At 68.4% G+C, this 17,445-nt stretch carries 16 protein-coding genes and 1 tRNA gene; 6 read left to right on the top strand and 11 right to left on the bottom strand.

All coding sequences use genetic code 11. The annotated features are described in order from the left end of the window. Positions 1 to 21: 21 nt before the first annotated feature. A complete protein-coding gene (locus LVJ59_RS14800; protein WP_232763601.1) occupies positions 22 to 480 on the bottom strand; it encodes a RidA family protein in 459 nt (152 codons plus the stop codon). Then, complete coding sequence (locus LVJ59_RS14795; RefSeq protein WP_047521785.1) at positions 477 to 701, bottom strand: hypothetical protein; 225 nt, start codon at positions 699 to 701, stop codon at positions 477 to 479. The genes LVJ59_RS14800 and LVJ59_RS14795 overlap by 4 nt, the downstream gene beginning before the upstream one ends. A gap of 89 nt (positions 702 to 790) precedes the next feature. Here LVJ59_RS14795 and LVJ59_RS14790 point away from each other — a divergent pair, with 89 nt between their 5' ends. From LVJ59_RS14790 to LVJ59_RS14765, 6 genes are all read left to right on the top strand, one after another. Continuing rightward, positions 791 to 3,361 (top strand): transglycosylase domain-containing protein, encoded by a 2,571-nt coding sequence (locus LVJ59_RS14790; RefSeq protein ID WP_232763600.1) that lies wholly within the window; start codon positions 791 to 793, stop codon positions 3,359 to 3,361. Then, positions 3,352 to 4,293, top strand: coding sequence for a metallophosphoesterase (locus LVJ59_RS14785; protein WP_232763599.1), 942 nt, complete (start codon positions 3,352 to 3,354; stop codon positions 4,291 to 4,293). Before LVJ59_RS14790 ends, LVJ59_RS14785 begins: the two co-directional genes overlap by 10 nt. Before the next feature lie 56 nt (positions 4,294 to 4,349). Beyond that, positions 4,350 to 4,426, top strand: a tRNA-Pro gene (locus LVJ59_RS14780). A gap of 66 nt (positions 4,427 to 4,492) precedes the next feature. Then, the gene (locus tag LVJ59_RS14775) at positions 4,493 to 4,969 is read left to right on the top strand and encodes a VanZ family protein (RefSeq protein ID WP_232763598.1); all 477 of its coding nucleotides are present in this window, start codon (positions 4,493 to 4,495) and stop codon (positions 4,967 to 4,969) included. Then, complete coding sequence (locus LVJ59_RS14770) at positions 4,966 to 5,721, top strand: HAD-IIB family hydrolase (RefSeq protein WP_232763597.1); 756 nt, start codon at positions 4,966 to 4,968, stop codon at positions 5,719 to 5,721. Before LVJ59_RS14775 ends, LVJ59_RS14770 begins: the two co-directional genes overlap by 4 nt. 53 nt (positions 5,722 to 5,774) lie before the next feature. Next, the gene (locus tag LVJ59_RS14765; protein WP_232763596.1) at positions 5,775 to 6,617 is read left to right on the top strand and encodes a DUF1295 domain-containing protein; all 843 of its coding nucleotides are present in this window, start codon (positions 5,775 to 5,777) and stop codon (positions 6,615 to 6,617) included. Positions 6,618 to 6,648: 31 nt separating this feature from the next. Here the strand turns inward: LVJ59_RS14765 and LVJ59_RS14760 are convergent, their stop codons facing one another. From LVJ59_RS14760 to LVJ59_RS14720, 9 genes are all read right to left on the bottom strand, one after another. Next, complete coding sequence (locus LVJ59_RS14760; protein WP_232763595.1) at positions 6,649 to 7,908, bottom strand: alpha-hydroxy acid oxidase; 1,260 nt, start codon at positions 7,906 to 7,908, stop codon at positions 6,649 to 6,651. Between the two features lie 10 nt (positions 7,909 to 7,918). Beyond that, positions 7,919 to 8,641, bottom strand: coding sequence for a FadR/GntR family transcriptional regulator (locus LVJ59_RS14755; RefSeq protein ID WP_232763594.1), 723 nt, complete (start codon positions 8,639 to 8,641; stop codon positions 7,919 to 7,921). 208 nt (positions 8,642 to 8,849) lie between these two features. Further along, positions 8,850 to 9,503 carry a thymidine kinase gene (locus LVJ59_RS14750; protein WP_047521800.1) on the bottom strand — a complete coding sequence of 218 codons (654 nt, stop codon included), beginning with the start codon at positions 9,501 to 9,503 and terminating at the stop codon, positions 8,850 to 8,852. Between the two features lie 9 nt (positions 9,504 to 9,512). Further along, positions 9,513 to 10,985, bottom strand: coding sequence for a malate:quinone oxidoreductase (locus LVJ59_RS14745; protein WP_232763593.1), 1,473 nt, complete (start codon positions 10,983 to 10,985; stop codon positions 9,513 to 9,515). A 63-nt stretch (positions 10,986 to 11,048) separates the two neighbouring features. Next, positions 11,049 to 12,119, bottom strand: coding sequence for an aspartate-semialdehyde dehydrogenase (locus tag LVJ59_RS14740; RefSeq protein ID WP_047521803.1), 1,071 nt, complete (start codon positions 12,117 to 12,119; stop codon positions 11,049 to 11,051). Positions 12,120 to 12,299: 180 nt separating this feature from the next. After that, positions 12,300 to 13,580 carry an aspartate kinase gene (locus LVJ59_RS14735; protein ID WP_047521813.1) on the bottom strand — a complete coding sequence of 427 codons (1,281 nt, stop codon included), beginning with the start codon at positions 13,578 to 13,580 and terminating at the stop codon, positions 12,300 to 12,302. Positions 13,581 to 13,693: 113 nt separating this feature from the next. Then, positions 13,694 to 14,611 (bottom strand): DMT family transporter, encoded by a 918-nt coding sequence (locus LVJ59_RS14730; RefSeq protein WP_232763592.1) that lies wholly within the window; start codon positions 14,609 to 14,611, stop codon positions 13,694 to 13,696. After that, complete coding sequence (recR, locus tag LVJ59_RS14725; protein ID WP_047521806.1) at positions 14,608 to 15,201, bottom strand: recombination mediator RecR; 594 nt, start codon at positions 15,199 to 15,201, stop codon at positions 14,608 to 14,610. Before recR ends, LVJ59_RS14730 begins: the two co-directional genes overlap by 4 nt. Beyond that, the gene (locus LVJ59_RS14720) at positions 15,201 to 17,435 is read right to left on the bottom strand and encodes a DNA polymerase III subunit gamma and tau (RefSeq protein ID WP_232763591.1); all 2,235 of its coding nucleotides are present in this window, start codon (positions 17,433 to 17,435) and stop codon (positions 15,201 to 15,203) included. Before LVJ59_RS14720 ends, recR begins: the two co-directional genes overlap by 1 nt. Positions 17,436 to 17,445 lie beyond the last annotated feature (10 nt).

Raw genomic sequence — 17,445 nt, 5'->3', positions numbered from 1 at the left:
GCACGCGGGCGGAGCGGCGGGTCAGGCGAGGCGGAAGGCCACCTCGACCTCGACCGGGCTGCCGAGGGGAAGCTCCGCGACGCCGACGGCCGCGCGGGCGTGGCGCCCGGCGTCCCCGAAGATCTCGCCGAGCACATCGCTGGCACCGTTGATGACCCCGGGCTGCCCGGTGAAGCCTTCGGCGGAGGCGACGAATCCGCCCACGCGCAGCACACCGGCGATGCGGTCGAGTCCACCCGCGGCATCCGCTGCCGCGGCGAGGGCGTTCAGCGCACAGGTCCGTGCGTAGGTCTTCGCATCCTCGGCGGAGACCTCCGCACCGACCTTGCCCATGGCGGGGAGCGCGCCTTCGACGAACGGCAGCTGGCCCGAGGTGTACACGAGCCCGCCGTGCACGACCGCGGGCACGTAGGCGGCCACCGGTGCGGCGACCGCGGGCAGCTCGATGCCGAGCTCGGCCAGGCGGGAAGCGACGGTCATGCCTGCTCCCCCTCGAACTGGCGGGCGGCCTGTTCCGCCGCAGCGAGGCCGGCGTTGGCAGAAGCCTCGGCTGTGACAGGGCGCTTGAGATAGGCGACGAGCCCACCCTCGGGGCCCTGCACGACCTGGACGAGCTCCCAGCCCTGCTTGCCCCAGTTGTTGAGGATCGCGGCGGTGTTGTGGATGAGCAGCGGCGTGGTGAGGTACTCCCACGTGGTCATGGCACTCCTGTCGATCGGGGCGCGACGCCGTGATTCCGCGTCGGGCTCGTCAAAGGCGGTATTCAGGGAACTCCCCTACGATCAAGCGTATGCCCCAAAAGAATCGCACGGTGAGAGGCGTGCTCGGCGGACTCGTCGGGCTCGTCGGGCTGAGTGCCGTCGCCGGACTCCTGGTCGCAGCGAGCGTCACGCCCGTCCTCACGATGACCGGCCTCGCCGGCACCCAGGCCCTCACGCTCTTCGACCAGCTGCCCGAGAACCTCAACCCGGGTACGCCGATGGAGCAGTCCACGATCTACGCCACGACGCCCGACGGCAAGAACGTCGCCCTCGCGTCGTTCTACGAGCAGAATCGTGTGCCCGTGACCTACGAGCAGGTCTCCCCAGTGCTCTACGACGCGATCCTGTCCAGTGAGGACAAGAGCTTCTACAGCCACGGCGGCGTCAACGTCGGCGCGACGGTGAAGGCGCTGATCGACAACGTCCGCGGCACCTCCAGCCGCGGTGCATCGACCATCAGCCAGCAGTACGTGAAGAACGTGCTGATCCAGGAGTGCGAGCAGAAGGTCGACACGACCTCGGAGACGCACAACGAGGATCTGCAGCAGTGCTGGAAGGACGCGACCAACGCGACGGGCGCCGACGGCATCGAGCGCAAGCTCCAGGAGATGCGCTATGCGATCCAGATCGAGAAGGACTTCTCGAAGAACGACATCCTCCTCGGCTACCTGAACATCGCGAACTTTGGCGGAACGGTCTACGGCATCGAGGCCGCGGCCAACTACTACTTCAACACGACCTCGGCGAAGCTCACGGTCGCGCAGGCGGCGACGCTGGCCGGCATCGTGCAGAACCCCAACACGTACCGCATCGACAAGCCCGAGGGCACCGTCACGAATTCGAAGGGTGAGGCGCTCAACACCGCCGAGAGCGGCTACGCCCTCACGAAGGATCGGCGTCACTACGTGCTCGGCCGCATGCTCGCGGACGGCAAGATCACCCAAGCGCAGTACGACGAGGCGGACGCCTCCGAGATCACGCCCTCGCTCAACCCGCCCACGCAGGGTTGTGCCTCCGCGGGCGCCAACGCCTACTTCTGCCAGTACGTGAAGTCGATCGTGCTGAACGACGAGGCATTCGGCAAGGAGCCGCAGGACCGGGCGGACCTGCTCCGCCGCGGGGGCCTCAAGATCTACACCTCGCTGGATTACCGCATCCAGGACCCCGCCGCGCAGGCGATGAAGGACATCGTGCCGGCCAACTACGACAACGACTACTTCGGTGCTGCCGGAGTGTCGATCGAGGTGGGCACCGGACGCATCCTGTCGATCACGCAGAACACGCAGTTCGATGAGACGAGCACGGATGACCTGGCGAAGAGCTCGCTGGTCTTCGCCGGGGATATGAAGAACGGCAACTCGGGCGGGTTCCAGGTCGGATCGGTCTACAAGCTCTTCACCCTGATCGACTGGCTCGAGAAGGGCCACTCCGTCAACGAGGTCCTCAACGGCCGGGTGCAGACGAACATGAAGTTCACGACGGCGTCCTGCGGCGGGGGAACCCTCATCGCCGACACCAAAGAGATCGGCAACTTCGGCGGCGGCGGCGGCTACACCGCCAGCGTCATGGACTTCACCCGGCAGTCCCTGAACAGCGGATACTTCGCGATGGCCTCGAAGCTGGACATCTGCGAGATCAACCAGGTCGCCGACCGCATGGGCGTCACGCTCGCCAACGGTACAAAGGTCACTAAGGAGAACGTCGTGTACGACGTGCTCGGCCCGAAGAACATCTCCCCGATCGCGATGGCCAACGCCTACGCCACGGTCGCCAGCGGCGGAAAGTACTGCACGCCGCGCGCGATCGACCGCGTGGTCGGCCCCGACGGCAAGGACCGCGAGCTCCCGAAGTCGTCCTGCACCGACGGCGTCATCTCGAAGGAGGTCGCGGCGACCGCCGCCTACGCGCTTCAGGGTGTGATGTCCGGCGGCGGCACCGGTGCCCGCGCCAACCCGTTCGACGGCACGCCGCTCATCGGCAAGACCGGGACCCACGACCGCTGGTCGACCATGATGATCGAGTCCAGCACCAAGGTCACGACCGCGGTGTGGGCCGGGCGCTGGAAGGGCCAGTCCGACATCTACCAGAAGTGGGCCGGGAACTACCAGCTCAACAACATGCGGTACCCGCTGGCGTTGGCTGCGCAGGCTGCGGCCAACGGTGCCTATGGCGGAGACGCCTTCCCCCGCCCCGACAACAACCTGACCCGTCGGGTGCTCACCGAGGTGCCGAATGTCGTCGGGATGACGATGGACGAAGCGCGGTCGACGCTGGAGAGCCGAGGCTTCTCGGTCACCGACGGGCCGGCTGTCGACAGCGACCAGCCGACGAACATCGTCGTCGCCCAGGATCCCTCCGGGCAGGCCGCAGGAGGCACGACCGTGACGATCTCCCCCAGCAACGGGCAGGGGACCACGGTTCCGGGGAACCTGGCCGGGATGTCCCGTGCGGACGCGGCGGCCGCGCTGGGAGCCGCCGGCTTCACGTCGATCGACTTCGACAACTCGTGCAACCCGCCGAACGCTGTCGTGAGCTCCACGGATCCGGCACCCGGCACCGCCACGAGCAAGTCCACCGCCGTGCGAGTGACGTGCGAGTAGCCTCGCGCCGCACGGCCCACCCGGCCCTCATCGCGCTCGGCGCGGTGGGGGCCGTCGGTGCTGCTGCCGCCGTCTGGGGCATCGGCATCGAGCGCTACCTGTTCACGGTGCGCGAGGTCACCGCCCCCGCCCTCCCCGCCGGTTCAGCTCCGATCCGCATCCTGCACCTCTCGGATGCGCACATGGCGCCGTGGCAGCATCGGAAGCAGGATTGGCTGGCATCGCTCGCGGAGTTGAAGCCCGATCTGATCGTCAACACCGGCGACAACCTCGGCCACCTCGACGGCCTCGCCGGCATTCGCCGGGCGTTCGATCCGCTCGCCGGTATCCCCGGCGTCTTCGTGCACGGGTCGAACGACGTCACCGCTCCCTCCCCGCGCAACCCGCTGCGTTACTTCCTCGGTCCGTCGAAGAAGCACCATGAGCCGACGCCGCTGGACACTGCGGCGATGGACCGGTACTTCACCGACGAGCTGGGGTGGACCGACCTCAACAACTCCGCAGCGCGCCTCACGGTCGCCGGCACGGTGGTCGACGCCTTCGGCGTGAATGACGCGCACCGGGACTGGGACCGCCTCGATGTGCTCCCCGACGCGATCGGTGCCCTCGGTCCGCGCGACGCATCGACACCGTTGCTGGGCGTCACCCACGCCCCCTACCAGCGCGTGCTCAACGGATTCACCGCCCTCGGCGCCGATGCGATCCTCGGCGGCCACACACACGGCGGTCAGGTCTGCCTGCCCGGATACGGTGCGCTCGTCGCAAACTGCGATATCCCGCTCAAACAGGCCAAGGGCCTCAGCACCTGGTCGCACGGCGGGCGCACGGTCCCACTCAACGTCAGCGCCGGGTGCGGTCACTCGATCTACGCCCCGGTCCGCTTCGCGTGCCGCCCCGAGGCGACGCTGCTCACCCTCACGGCACGGAACTGATCCCGGTCTCGATTCGGCGCACGGAGCATTTCCCTGTAGACTCGGAGGGTTGCAAACGGGGTGTGGCGCAGCTTGGTAGCGCGCTTCGTTCGGGACGAAGAGGTCGCAGGTTCAAATCCTGTCACCCCGACCAGTGACACCGGAAGGCCGCCCTCAGGGGCGGCCTTCTCTGTATCGGCTTCACGCACGAAGGGAACGCATGGGGTCTCTGCTCCCGCCGCCGCGCCGGTTCACCCGCGCCTGGGCCCTCGCCCTCGGCATCCCGTTCCTCCTCGTCCTCGCGGCGCTCACGCTGACGCCCTCACGCGTCGAACACACGATGCCCAATCTGCTCGACGTGATCCTCGGCATGGCTCATCGCCTCGGCTGGGCGTCGCTCGACTTCACCCGCCTCGAGATCCTGGCGAACATCATCGTCTTCATCCCGGTCGGCATCCTCGCCTTCGTGCTGCTCCCCCGCCGTGTCTGGCCTCTCGCACTGCTGGTCGGACCGGCGCTCTCCCTGGCGATCGAGACAGTTCAGCGCCTCGCACTCCCCCATCGTGCAGCGACCCTCACCGATGTCCTGGCGAACTCGACGGGCGCCGTGTTCGGCGTGGCCCTCGCTGTCATGTGCACCCTGCTGTTCGCGCCGCGAGCCTCCCCGCGCCCACCTTCTAGGCTGGAGACACCATGACCACGCCTGTCCTCGTCGCCTTCGATCTCGACGACACGCTCGCGCCATCCAAGGGAGTGATCGACCCGCGCATCGCCGAACAACTGCGGGCCCTGCTGCGCACCGTCGACGTCGCGATCATCTCGGGCGGCAACGAGGCGCAGTTCCGCTCGCAGGTCGTCGCCCGCCTCGGTGACGCGGACCCTGCGGCGCTCGCACGACTCCATCTGCTGCCCACCTGCGGCACGCGGTATCTGCGCCACGACGGGGCGGACTTCGTGCCCGTCTACGCGCACGACCTCAGCGACGAGGAGAAGCAGGCAGCCCTGATCGCTCTGCGCGAAGAGGCCGAGCGTCTCGGGCTCTGGGAGGCGGACCCCTGGGGCGAGATCCTCGAGGACCGCGGATCGCAGATCACCTTCTCCGCGCTGGGCCAGCGCGCCCCGCGCGAAGCCAAGCACGACTGGGATCCGACCGGGGCGAAGCGCGCGGCTCTGCGGGATGCGGTCGCCGCTCGCCTCCCCGGCCTCGAGGTGCGCTCCGGCGGATCGACCTCGATCGACATCACCCGCGCCGGCATCGACAAGGCCTTCGGGATGACGCAGCTCGCCGCTCACACCGGGATCCCGCTCACGGACATGCTGTTCTACGGCGACCGGCTCGACGAGGGCGGGAACGACTACCCGGTGCTGGCCATCGGCGTGCCGTCGGTCGCCGTCGACGGCTGGGAAGACACCGCCGACAAGCTCGACGAGCTCCTGCGCTCGCTCTGAGCCGCCGCGGTGTCGCACGGCACGACGTCACCGCGTGGCCCTAGCATGGCGACATGGACGCCTTGCTGATCGTGATCATCGTCGCCGCGGCCACCAGCGCGGCCTGCTGGATCCTGTCCCTGGCCACCCGCGACACCTCGTGGGTCGACCGTGCCTGGTCGATCGTTCCCGTGGCCTACGTGTGGATCTTCGTCGCCGGTGCCTTCGCGCAGGGCGACGGATCGGCGCGCGTCGTGCTGATGGGGGTGCTCGTGACCGCCTGGGGAGCCCGCCTGACCTTCAACTTCGCGCGCAAGGGCGGCTACACGGGCATGGAGGACTACCGCTGGGCGATTCTTCGCGCACGCATGCGGCCCTGGCAGTTCCAGATCTTCAACCTGCTGTTCATCATCGGCTATCAGATGACACTGCTCGTCCTCATCACCTTGCCGGCCCTCGTCGCCGCGCAGAACCCCTCGGCGCTGACGGGGTGGGACGCGCTCTTCATCACGGCGTTCCTCGCCTTCCTGGTCGGCGAGACCATCGCCGACCAGCAGCAGTGGGCCTTCCATCAGCGCAAGAAGCAGGCGGGCGGCTCCCTCTCCCCCGGCTTCGCGACCACCGGGCTGTTCCGCTACAGCCGACACCCGAACTTCTTCTTCGAGCAGGCACAGTGGTGGGCCCTCTACGCGATCGGCGCGACGGCCGCCACTGCGGCGGGCGCGGGTGTGCTCGGTGGCGTCCTGAATCCGACGATCATCGGCCCTGCCCTGCTGACGGTGCTCTTCATCGGCTCGACGATCTTCACCGAGTCGATCACCGCGTCGAAGTATCCGGCCTACGCCGAGTATCGCCGTACGACGTCGATGCTGGTGCCGTGGCCGCCGCGCCGCAGGGCCGTCGCCCCGCAGGCCTGAGCCTGTCCGGGGGGCGCCCCGCCACTCCCGCTCAGCGCGTGCGCGCGTCCGCAGCCGCCCTCGCCACGGGCACCAGGCGCGTGAGCTGAGTGACGTGTCCCGGTTCGAGCTCCGCAAGTGAGGAGACCCCCAACAGACGCATCGTGCGCTCGATCTCACTGCGCAGGATCGCGATCGTCCGGTCGACCCCCTGGCGCCCGCCGGCCATCAAGCCGTAGAGGTACGCGCGCCCGATCAGGGTGAAGTCCGCCCCGAGCGCCACGGCGGCGACGATGTCGGCACCGTTCATGATGCCGGTGTCGATCATGACCGTGAAGTCCTCACCGACTGCCCGTCGCACCTCGGGCAGCAGATGGAACGGGATCGGCGCGCGATCGAGCTGTCGTCCTCCGTGGTTCGAGAGCACGATGCCATCGACTCCCGCATCACGCAGGCGCACCGAGTCCTCGACGTTCTGCACGCCCTTGATCACGATCTTCCCGGGCCAGATGTCACGGATCACGCCGAGATCGTCGTAGCTGATCGTCGGGTCCATCGCGGCGTCCAGCAGCTCACCGACCGTTCCGCCCGTGGTGCTCAAGGAGGCGAACTCCAGCTTCGGAGTCGTCAGGAAGTCGAACCACCACCACGGCCGCGGGATCGCGTTGATGATCGTGCCGAGCGTGAGCTGCGGCGGGATGCTGAAGCCGTTCCGCTTGTCCCGCAGACGGGCACCCGCGACCGGGGTGTCCACTGTGAACTGGAGGGTGTCGAAGCCGGACGCAGCGGCGCGGCGGGTGAGCTCGTACGAGATCTCCCGATCGCGCATGACGTAGAGCTGGAACCAGTTGCGACCGTGCGGGTTGGCGGCCGTGACGCCCTCGATCGACGTCGTGCCGAGGGTGGACAGCGTGAACGGGATGCCCGCAGCGCCGGCGGCTCCGGCACCGGCGACCTCGCCCTCGGTCTGCATCAAGCGGGTGAAGCCGGTGGGCGCGATCCCGAAGGGCAGCGCGGAGGGGCCGCCGAGGATCTCGACGCTCGTGTCGACGTCGGGGGCGGGCCGCAGGATGCCCGGGTGGAACTCCACGTCCTGGAACGCCTGCCGGGCGCGCGAGAGCGAGAGTTCGCCCTCGGCGGCGCCATCGGTGTAGTCGAAAGCCGCCTTGGGTGTGCGGCGCTTGGCGATCAGACGAAGATCGTCGATCGTGAGCGCGGCATCGAGACGGCGCTTGCGGCCGTCGAACTCGGGCCTCTTGAACTTCATGAGGTCGAGGAGTTCGACGGGATTCGGGAGCTGGCGCTGCACCATGGTGTGCCTCTCAGTTCAGGGGATGGAGGTCGCGGGTCAGCCCCGCGGACGTGTAGTAGCCGGTGATGTGCGAATGGACCAGAGTGCGAGCGGCATCGCCATCGCCCTCGTCGATCGCGGCGACCAGGGCCCGGTGTTCGGTGCGCAGCCGCTCCGCCATCGCGTCCCAGTCGGGGATCGCGGCGACGCCCGCCTGCACGTAGGACTCGATGGATGAACGCAGGCCCGCCATCATCGCGGCGATGACCGTGTTGCCGCTGGCTTCAGCGAGGAAGAGATGCAATTGGGCGTCGAGGGCGAGGAACTCCGCGGCAGCAAGGCCTGTCGCGTCCATCGCCTCGAGCAGCTGGTGCGCGCGTGTCGTGTCGCGATCTGCGGATGCGGCGAGAGCCGTCACCACCGCGTCTTCGAGCACCAGGCGCGTACGGACCACGTCGTCCAACGGGAAGCCCTGCGCGGCGACCTGCAGCCGGAGGAGCGCGGACATCCCTCCGGTCGGGGTCGCGATGACGATGGCGCCGGACTGCGGACCCGAGCCTGTCGCGGTGCGGATGAGACCCATCACCTCGAGCACACGGAACGCCTCACGGACGCTGGATCGCCCGACACCGAGCTCGCTCGCGAGGTCACGCTCCGAAGGGAGCCTGTCCCCCGGGCCCAGACGAGCGTCGAGGAGGTCGCGCTCGATGTGTTCGAGCACGAGCTGCCAGGCGCGCGCCGGCTGTTCACTCATCGATCCTCCTGTGGTCTGACCACAGCGTATCCTCCTGTGGTCAGACCACGCAACACAGGCAGCCTCGGGTTCGTTCAGGCGCACAACTCCGCAAGAATTCACAGGAGATCCCGCTGGGCGGCGTCACCGCAGGATCCGGTCGAGGATCTGCGGAGTTGTGAACGCGACGAGGCGGCGAAACCACTGCGGGAGCAGGACCGGGAGGGGCTCAGCCCAGGCGCCCACCGGATTCGTCGAGGTAGCACGTCCCGCACAGCGACTCGTAGGTCGTCAGCTCGGGGGAAGCCGTTCCGACCGCGCCCTCGTCGATCGCGACCTGATCGCCGTCGAAGACGAAGCGCCCGCCGACCACCCGACCGTTGAACACGGCCTTCCGCCCGCACCGGCAGATGGTCTTGAGCTCCTCGAGCGAGTGCGCGATCGCGAGCAGCCGCGCGGATCCGGGGAAAGCGTGCGTGAGGAAGTCGTTCCGGATGCCGTATGCCATCACCGGCACCCCGTCCTCCACAGCGATCCGGAAGAGATCGTCGACCTGCGACGGAGTGAGGAACTGTGCCTCGTCGACGAGGAGGCATGCCACATCCACGGGCCCGCCGGGGAGCAGTTCTTCATCCGTGGAACGACGGAGGCGGTCACGATGCTGGGTGAACAGCTCGCGGGCGTCGTCGGCCTGCCCGACGAGGAAGTCGACCTGACGGGTGACGCCGAGCCGACTCTCGATCTCGGCCGCACCCTTGGTGTCGATCTCCGGCTTCGCGAGCAGCACGTGCTGTCCGCGCTCCTCGTAGTTGTACGCGGCTTGGAGCAGGGCGGTCGACTTGCCGGAGTTCATCGCGCCGTAGCGGAAGTAGAGCTTCGCCACGGGTCGGGCTCAGGCGTTGATGCCGAGGGCGGCGGCGGTCGCCTCCGTGGATTCCTCCGCGAGTGCCGGATCCGTGTTCAGCTTCTGGCCGAACGTGGGGATCAGGGCGCGAAGCTCGGGCTCCCAACCGGGGTACTCCGACGGGAAGCAGGTCTTCAACAGACCCAGCATGATCGGGACCGCCGTGGAGGCACCGGGCGAAGCACCGAGGAGCCCGGCGATCGAGCCATCCGCAGACGAAACCACTTCTGTGCCGAACTGCAGGATGCCCCCCTTCTGCGGGTCCTTCTTCATGACCTGCGCACGCTGACCGGCGTCGATGAGGGTCCAGTCCTCATCCTTCGCCGTCGGCATGAAGGTCCGCAGACTGTCGACCTTCTTGGCGTGGTTCTTCAGCAGCTCGCCCACCAGATAGGTGATGAGGTCGGGGTTCTTCACGGCCACCTGCAGCATCGGGAGCAGATTGTGCGCCCGCACCTGCGACACGATGTCGAGCATCGATCCGTTCTTCAGGAACTTCGGACTGAACGTCGCGAACGGCCCGAACATGAGCGAGGACTCCCCATCGACGACGCGGGTGTCGAGGTGCGGGACCGACATCGGCGGCGCACCGACCGAGGCCTGCGAATACACCTTCGCCTTGTGCTGCGCCACGATCTTCGGGTTCGTGGTCTTGAGGAACTGTCCGCCGATCGGGAAGACACCGTATCCCTTGATCTCGGGGATACCGGAGTTCTGCAGGAGCTTGAGGGCCCAGCCGCCGGCGCCGACGAACACGAAGCGCGCCTTGACCTCGTTCGGCGTGTGGCCGATGCTGTTGCGGTACTTGACCAGCCAGGTCCCGTCCTTCTGCTTCTTCAGGCTGCGCACCTCATGGTTGGTGCGCAGCGTGACGCCCGACTCGGTGAGGTGGTCGAAGAGCTGGTGGGTGAGCGCGCCGAAGTCGACGTCGGTTCCTGCGGGAACGCGGGTCGCGGCGAACGGCTCGCCCTTGCGGCGCTGCTGCATCAGCAGAGGCGCCCAGGTGTTGATGACGCGCGAGTCCTCGCTGTACTCGATGCCCGCGAACAGCGGCTGCTCCTTGAGCACCTCGTAGCGTGCCTTGAGGTAGGCGACATCCTTCTCACCGCGGACGAACGTCATGTGCGGAGTCGCGTTGATGAACGTCGACGGCGCATCGAGCACACCACGGTCCACGAGCGACGACCAGAACTGGCGACTCTGCTGGAACTGCTCGTTGATCGACACCGCCTTGGCGGGGTCCAGCGGGGCATCCCCCTGCTGCGGCATGTAGTTCAGCTCACACAGGGCGGCGTGACCCGTGCCGGCGTTGTTCCACGGGTTCGAGCTCTCCTGGGCCACATCGGAGAGTCGCTCGAAGGCGACGATCTTCCACTCCGGCTGCAATTCGTGCAGCAGAGTACCCAGGGTGGCGCTCATGATGCCACCGCCGATCAGGACGACATCGACGTTTTCAGTCACCGAACCAGTCTAGTTCGCGGGCACGCCACCGCGGACCATGCGACGGTGTCCGCGGCGAAGAGATCAGCGCACGACGGCGAGACGCTCCGCGAGGACCTCGGCGATCTGCACCGCATTCAGTGCGGCTCCCTTGCGGAGGTTGTCGTTGCTGAGGAACAGCACGAGCCCCTTGCCCTCAGGCGCGGACTGATCGGCCCGGATGCGACCGACGAAACTGGGGTCCTTGCCGGCAGCCTGCAGCGGCGTGGGGACCTCGTCGAGGACCACGCCGGGAGCCGCGCTCAAGACTTCGCGCGCACGCTCGGGCGAGATGGCACGGGCGAACTCGACGTTGATCGAGAGGGAGTGACCGGTGAAGACCGGGACACGCACGCAGGTGCCCGCGACCCGGAGATCGGGGAGTTCGAGGATCTTGCGGCTCTCGTTGCGGAGCTTCTTCTCCTCGTCCGTCTCGTTGTCCCCGTCTTCGACCAGATTGCCGGCGAACGGGATCACGTCGAAGGCGATCGGAGCGATGTACTTCTCGGGCTCCGGGAAGTCGACGGACGAACCGTCGTGCACGAGGCGCAGGGTGTCGCCCTGCGCGAGCACTCCCTCGACCTGACCGAGGAGCTCCTGGGCGCCGGCGAGCCCGGAGCCGGAGACCGCCTGGTAGGTGGACACGATGAGACGCTCGAGGCCGGCCTCGGCGTCGAGGGCCTTCAGCACCGGCATGGCCGCCATGGTGGTGCAGTTCGGGTTCGCGATGATGCCCTTGGGGCGATCGTCGATCGCGTGCGGGTTGACCTCGCTGACCACGAGGGGAACCTCGGGGTCCATCCGCCAGGCGCTGGAGTTGTCGACGACCACGGCGCCGGCGGCGGCGAAACGCGGCGCATAGGCACGGCTCGCGGTGGCTCCTGCCGAGAACAGGGCGATGTCGATGCCCGAGGCATCCGCCGTCTCGACGTCTTCGACGATGACGGTCGCGCCGCCGAACTCGATGGCCGTGCCCGCGGAGCGCGCGGACGAGAACAGCCGCAGGTCGCGGATCGGGAACGACCGCTCGGCGAGAATCTCTCGCATCACGGTGCCCACCTGGCCGGTGGCGCCGACGATGGCGACGGAGAGTCCTGATTCGGAGATGCGGGTCATGATGTTCCTTGGCGTCGTGCGGTACTGCGTACGAGGCTTCGGGCGCGGCGTCGGGATGTGGATGCTGCGCCTGGCGCCGGTGTCAGGGTTTCGGTGAGTCTACCGTGCCGCGACGGACCGTCGGCTCTGCGCTCCGAGACCACTCACCTGTGTCAGGAAAACGGCGACGATCGGCAGAGATCAGCGGCCGGTGCCGGCGTGGACCGTGGCTTCGGCGTCGCCGTCGAGTCCGTAGGCGGTGTGCACCGTCCGCGCTGCCTCGGTCAGGTCGGTGTCGCGCAGCACCACCGAGATGCGGATCTCCGAGGTGGAGATCATCTCGATGTTGATGCCGCCGGCCGACAGCGCCTCGAAGAGGGTCGCCGAGACCCCCGAGTGCGTGCGCATTCCCGCGCCGACGACCGAGAGCTTGCCGATCTGATCGTCGTGGATCAGGTTCTGGAACCCGACTTCGGTCTGATCGCCGGCGAGCGCCTTGAGCGCAGCCGCCGCATCCGCCTTGGGAACCGTGAAGGAGATGTCGGTGCGTCCGGTCGCAGAGACGTTCTGCACGATCATGTCGACGTTCGCGCCCGACTTCGCGACGATCTTGAAGATCTCCGCGGCCTTGCCCGGCACGTCGGGCACGCCCGCGACCGTGATCTTGGCCTGGCTGAAGTCGGTGGCGACACCGGCGACGATCGGTTCTTCCATGACTGCTCCCTCGGCTTCGCGCGGGTTCTTCATGCCCTCGCCCAGAACGTATGTGCCCTCGGCCGACGAGAAGGTCGACCGAGCATGAATGAGGACGCCGTGACGGCGTGCGTACTCGACGGCGCGGATGTACAGCACCTTGGCGCCGTTGGCGGCCAGCTCGAGCATCTCCTCGCTGGAGACGTGATCGAGCTTCTGCGCCTTCGGGATGACGCGCGGGTCCGCGGTGAAGATGCCGTCCACGTCACTGTAGATCTCGCACACGTCGGCATCGAGCGCGGCGGCGAGAGCGACGGCCGTGGTGTCGGATCCTCCACGGCCGAGCGTCGTGATGTCCCTGGTGTCGCGGTTGAAGCCCTGGAACCCGGCGACGATCACGATCGCCCCCTCATCGAGGGCTTCGCGCAGACGAATCGGCGTCACGTCGACGATGCGTGCGGCACCGTGCTGGGAGTCCGTGATCATGCCCGCCTGGCTGCCGGTGAATGACCGCGCCTCGAATCCCATCGAGTGGATCGCCATGGCCAGCAGCGCCATCGAGATGCGTTCTCCACTGGAGAGCAGCATGTCGAGCTCACGCGGTGCGGGGATCGGGGCGACCTCGTCCGCGAGCTCCAACAGCTCATCGGTCGTGTCGCCCATGGCGCTGACCGCCACGACCACGTCATGACCGGCACGACGCGTGTCGACGATGCGCTTGGCGACGCGCTTGATGCTCTCTGCGTCGGCGACGGACGAGCCGCCGTACTTCTGCACGATGAGGGCCACGATCACTCCCTGGGATGTCGGGCGGATCCGCCCACGCTCATTCTATGATCGGCGCGTATGCCCTGCTGCGCATGTGTCATCGCTTCCGACGATGTGGAACGGTGCCTTGACGATCAGAGCGTCGGTGGGAGCGCCTGCGCAGACACGGGGCGCAGGCGACCGCCCGTGGCGGCGAACCAGCATCCGATGATGATCAGCGGGAACCCGAGGAGCAGACCCGGCGTCAACGGTTCGGCGAGGACGATCGCCCCGAGGACGATCGCGACCACCGGGTTGACGTACGTGAACAGCGGAGCGCGTACCGGCCCCACCTCGCGGATGAGCGCGAAGAACGCGAGGAACGCCACCGCCGTGCAGATCACGGCCAGCGCGAGCAGCGCCCCGATCGACGGCAGCGTGGGCACCTGATGCTGCGTGAGCAGGCCGATCGGGAGGTAGAGGATCCCGATCATGAGCAGCGACAGCGTGATGGTGCCCAGAGACGGGACGGCGTTGAGCTTGCGAGCGACGATGAAGGGAGCCGTCGCGTACAGCACGGCCACCAGGAGCACCTCTCCCGCAGCGAGAAGGCTCACTTCGCCCCCGAAGAGTCCCGGGCCTGCGACCACGACGGCGACACCGAGGAATCCGACGAGCAAGCCGATTGCGCGGGCGGGCCGGAGCACCCCGCGGTCGCCCCCGCCGAGGGCGATCAGAGCGGCGAACAGCGGCACTGTTGCCACCAGCAGCCCGGTCATCCCGGAGGTCAGCGTCATCTCGGCATGTCCGAGCAGGAGGAAGGGACCCGCCATCTCGACCGCGCCGAAGGCGAGGACCCAGGGCCAGTGCTTCAGAGCGGCCCGCAGCGCGCCGCTCCGGATCGCGAACGGCAGCAGCAGCACCGCGGCGATCAGCGTGCGTCCGGCCACGACCGCCGGCGGGGAGATCGACTCGACCGCGACACTGATGAACAGGTACGGCACGCCCCACAGCAGGGCCATGGCCCCGAAGAGCAGCCAGCCGCGACGCGAGAAACCCGCGCTCGGCGTCACAGGACGCGCCGGCCCTCGAACGCGCGCCCGAGCGTGACCTCGTCGGCGTATTCCAGGTCGCCGCCGACGGGCAGGCCGGAGGCGAGACGGGACACGGTGATCTGCATGGTGGTCAGCAGTCGGCTCAGGTAGCTCGCCGTCGCCTCCCCCTCGAGGTTCGGGTTGGTGGCGAGGATCACCTCCTGCACCGTGCCGTCGGCGAGACGCGTCATGAGCTGCGCGATACGGAGGTCGTCGGGACCGATGCCGGCGATGGGGCTGATGGCCCCGCCGAGGACGTGATAGAGCCCGCGGAACTCCCGGGTGCGCTCGATCGCGGCGACATCCTTCGCGTCTTCGACCACACAGATCAGTGCCTGGCTGCGACGCGGATCACGGCAGATCCCGCATCGCTCCTGCTCGGCCACGTTGCCGCAGATCTCACAGAACCGCACGCGGAGTCGGATCTCGCTCAACAGCTCGGCGAGACGCGCGACGTCGAACGTCGGCGTCTGGAGGATGTGGAACGCGATCCGCTGTGCGGACTTCGGGCCGATGCCGGGGAGCCGACCGAACTCGTCGATCAGCTCCTGAACGATGCCGTCATACATCAGGAGAACCTCGTCGGGGGCTCGTAGGGCTCTTCGCGCAGGAACGTCGCGCCGAGCACCTGGCGGATCACGGCCTCACCGTAGCGCTGCACTCCCCCGGCAGTCGGAGCGCGCTCGATGACGACCGGGGGGGCTGTCGCCGTGCGCTGCGCCGGTGCCGACCGTTCGGGCTGAGCCTGGCGCGCCACCGGCGGTTCGTACGACGGGTCGTAGGGCGGCTCATCGTCATATGCCGGAGCCTCGTCATCACCGGGAAGCGGTGGTGCGTCGCGATCGACAACACCATCGGACGGCGGCAGGGGTGCGGATGCCGCCGCTTCGACCTCTTCGGGCTCGTCGTCGACCGGAAGCGGAGCGGCGGCTGCGGGCGGCACGCTCGGCTGCTCCACGGCGGACGGGATCGGCGCGACGGCCCACTCCGTCACGGTGGAGGCCGACGCACTGCGGACCTGCGGACGGGACGACCCCGCTGACGCAGGCTCCGATGCGGGAGCAGGATCGGCGGGTGCCGACGGGCCGGACGCCGCGGACTGCCGCGGAGCTCCTCCGGTGGGCATCGGTGCGGGCAGGTACTTGACCCGCACGCCCAGCTCGCTCTCGATCGCCGACCGCAGATGGTCGGAGGGTCCGGAGCCCGGAGTGGTGCCCTTGAACTTCGCGACATCATGCTGGCTCGTGAAGCCGAGCGTCAGGACCTCGGTATCGGTGGCGTAGGCGAGCGGTTGCACCGCGGTCGCCAGCAACCAGGACGTGCGGCTGATGCTCTCGAGGCGGGTCAGCACGGCGGGCCACGAGGCGGTGATGCGTTCGAGGGTGACGGGACCGTGCGCGACGGCGGGCTCCGGTGCGGGTGCCGCCTCGGGTACCGGTGCGGGGCTCGGCGCTTCGTTCTCGGTGCGCGCGGCGGCCGGCTCCTCGGCGGGGGCGGTCTGCGCAGCAGCGGGGGCAGCGGGGGCAGCGGCCGGCGTCGCCACCGGGGCAGCAGCCGGGGAGCCCGCTGCGGGCGCCGGGGTCGAGACGGCGGCAGGAGCCGCGACAGTCGCGGGAGTCGAGCGGGCCGGTGCGGCCGCACGCTCGGGTGCGGCCGCGGGTGCCGGATCCGACGTCGACGCCTCCGACGCAGCGGCGAGCACGCGAGCCACCATGAGTTCGAGGTGAAGGCGCGGAGAGGTCGCACCCGACATGTCGTCGAGGGCGGCGCTGACCACATCGGCCGTGCGCGAGAGCCGCGCCGACCCGAAGGTGGCCGCCTGGGCACGCATGCGCTCCAGATCGTCTTCGGCGATGCCGCGGAGGACCGCCGAGGCACCGGCTCCGACCGCCGCGATGACGATGAGGTCTCGCAGGCGTTCGAGCAGGTCGTCGACGAAGCGGCGCGGGTCCTGACCCGTTTGCACCACACGGTCGATCGCCGGGAAGGCGGCGGCCGCGTCTCCCGCGGCGAGCGCGTCGACGATCTCGTCGAGGAGGGCAGCATGTGTGTAGCCGAGCAGCGACACGGCACGCGCGTAGCCCACCGTCACCGTCTCGGAGTCGGCCGGGGCGTCGGATCCGGCGATCAGTTGGTCGAGCAGCGACAGCGTGTCTCGAGGCGAGCCACCACCGGCGCGGACCACGAGCGGGAGGACGCCCTGTTCGACGATCACACCCTCTTCGGCGCACAGCTTGGCCACGTATTCGAGCATGGCGGCGGGCGGCACGAGCCGGAACGGGTAGTGATGCGTGCGGGAGCGGATCGTGCCGAGGACCTTCTCGGGCTCGGTGGTCGCGAAGATGAACTTGACGTGCTCCGGCGGTTCTTCGACGAGCTTGAGCAGCGCGTTGAAGCCCTGCGGCGTCACCATGTGCGCCTCGTCGAGGATGAAGATCTTGTACCGGTCGCGGCTGGGGGCGAACGTCGCCCGTTCACGCAGGTCTCGTGCGTCGTCGACACCGTTGTGGCTCGCCGCGTCGATCTCGACGACATCGAGGGATCCGCCGCCGGCACGCGACAGCTCGATGCAGCTCGGGCACACGCCGCAGGGAACGTCGGTCGGCCCCTCAGCGCAGTTCAGGCAGCGCGCGAGGATGCGGGCAGAGGTCGTCTTGCCACAGCCGCGAGGACCGGAGAACAGGTACGCATGGCCGACTCGATCGCCGCGCAGAGCCGTCATCAGCGGATCGGTCACCTGGGACTGCCCGATCATCTCGCCGAAGGTCTCGGGTCGGTAGCGGCGGTAGAGGGCTGTGGTCACCTCAACAGCC

It is taken from the genome of Microbacterium sp. KKR3/1 (genome assembly GCF_021272365.1).
In the GTDB taxonomy this organism is placed as follows: domain Bacteria; phylum Actinomycetota; class Actinomycetes; order Actinomycetales; family Microbacteriaceae; genus Microbacterium; species Microbacterium aurugineum.
The sequence above is the reverse complement of the archived record's forward strand: the minus strand, read 5'-3'. Positions and strand labels throughout refer to the sequence as shown.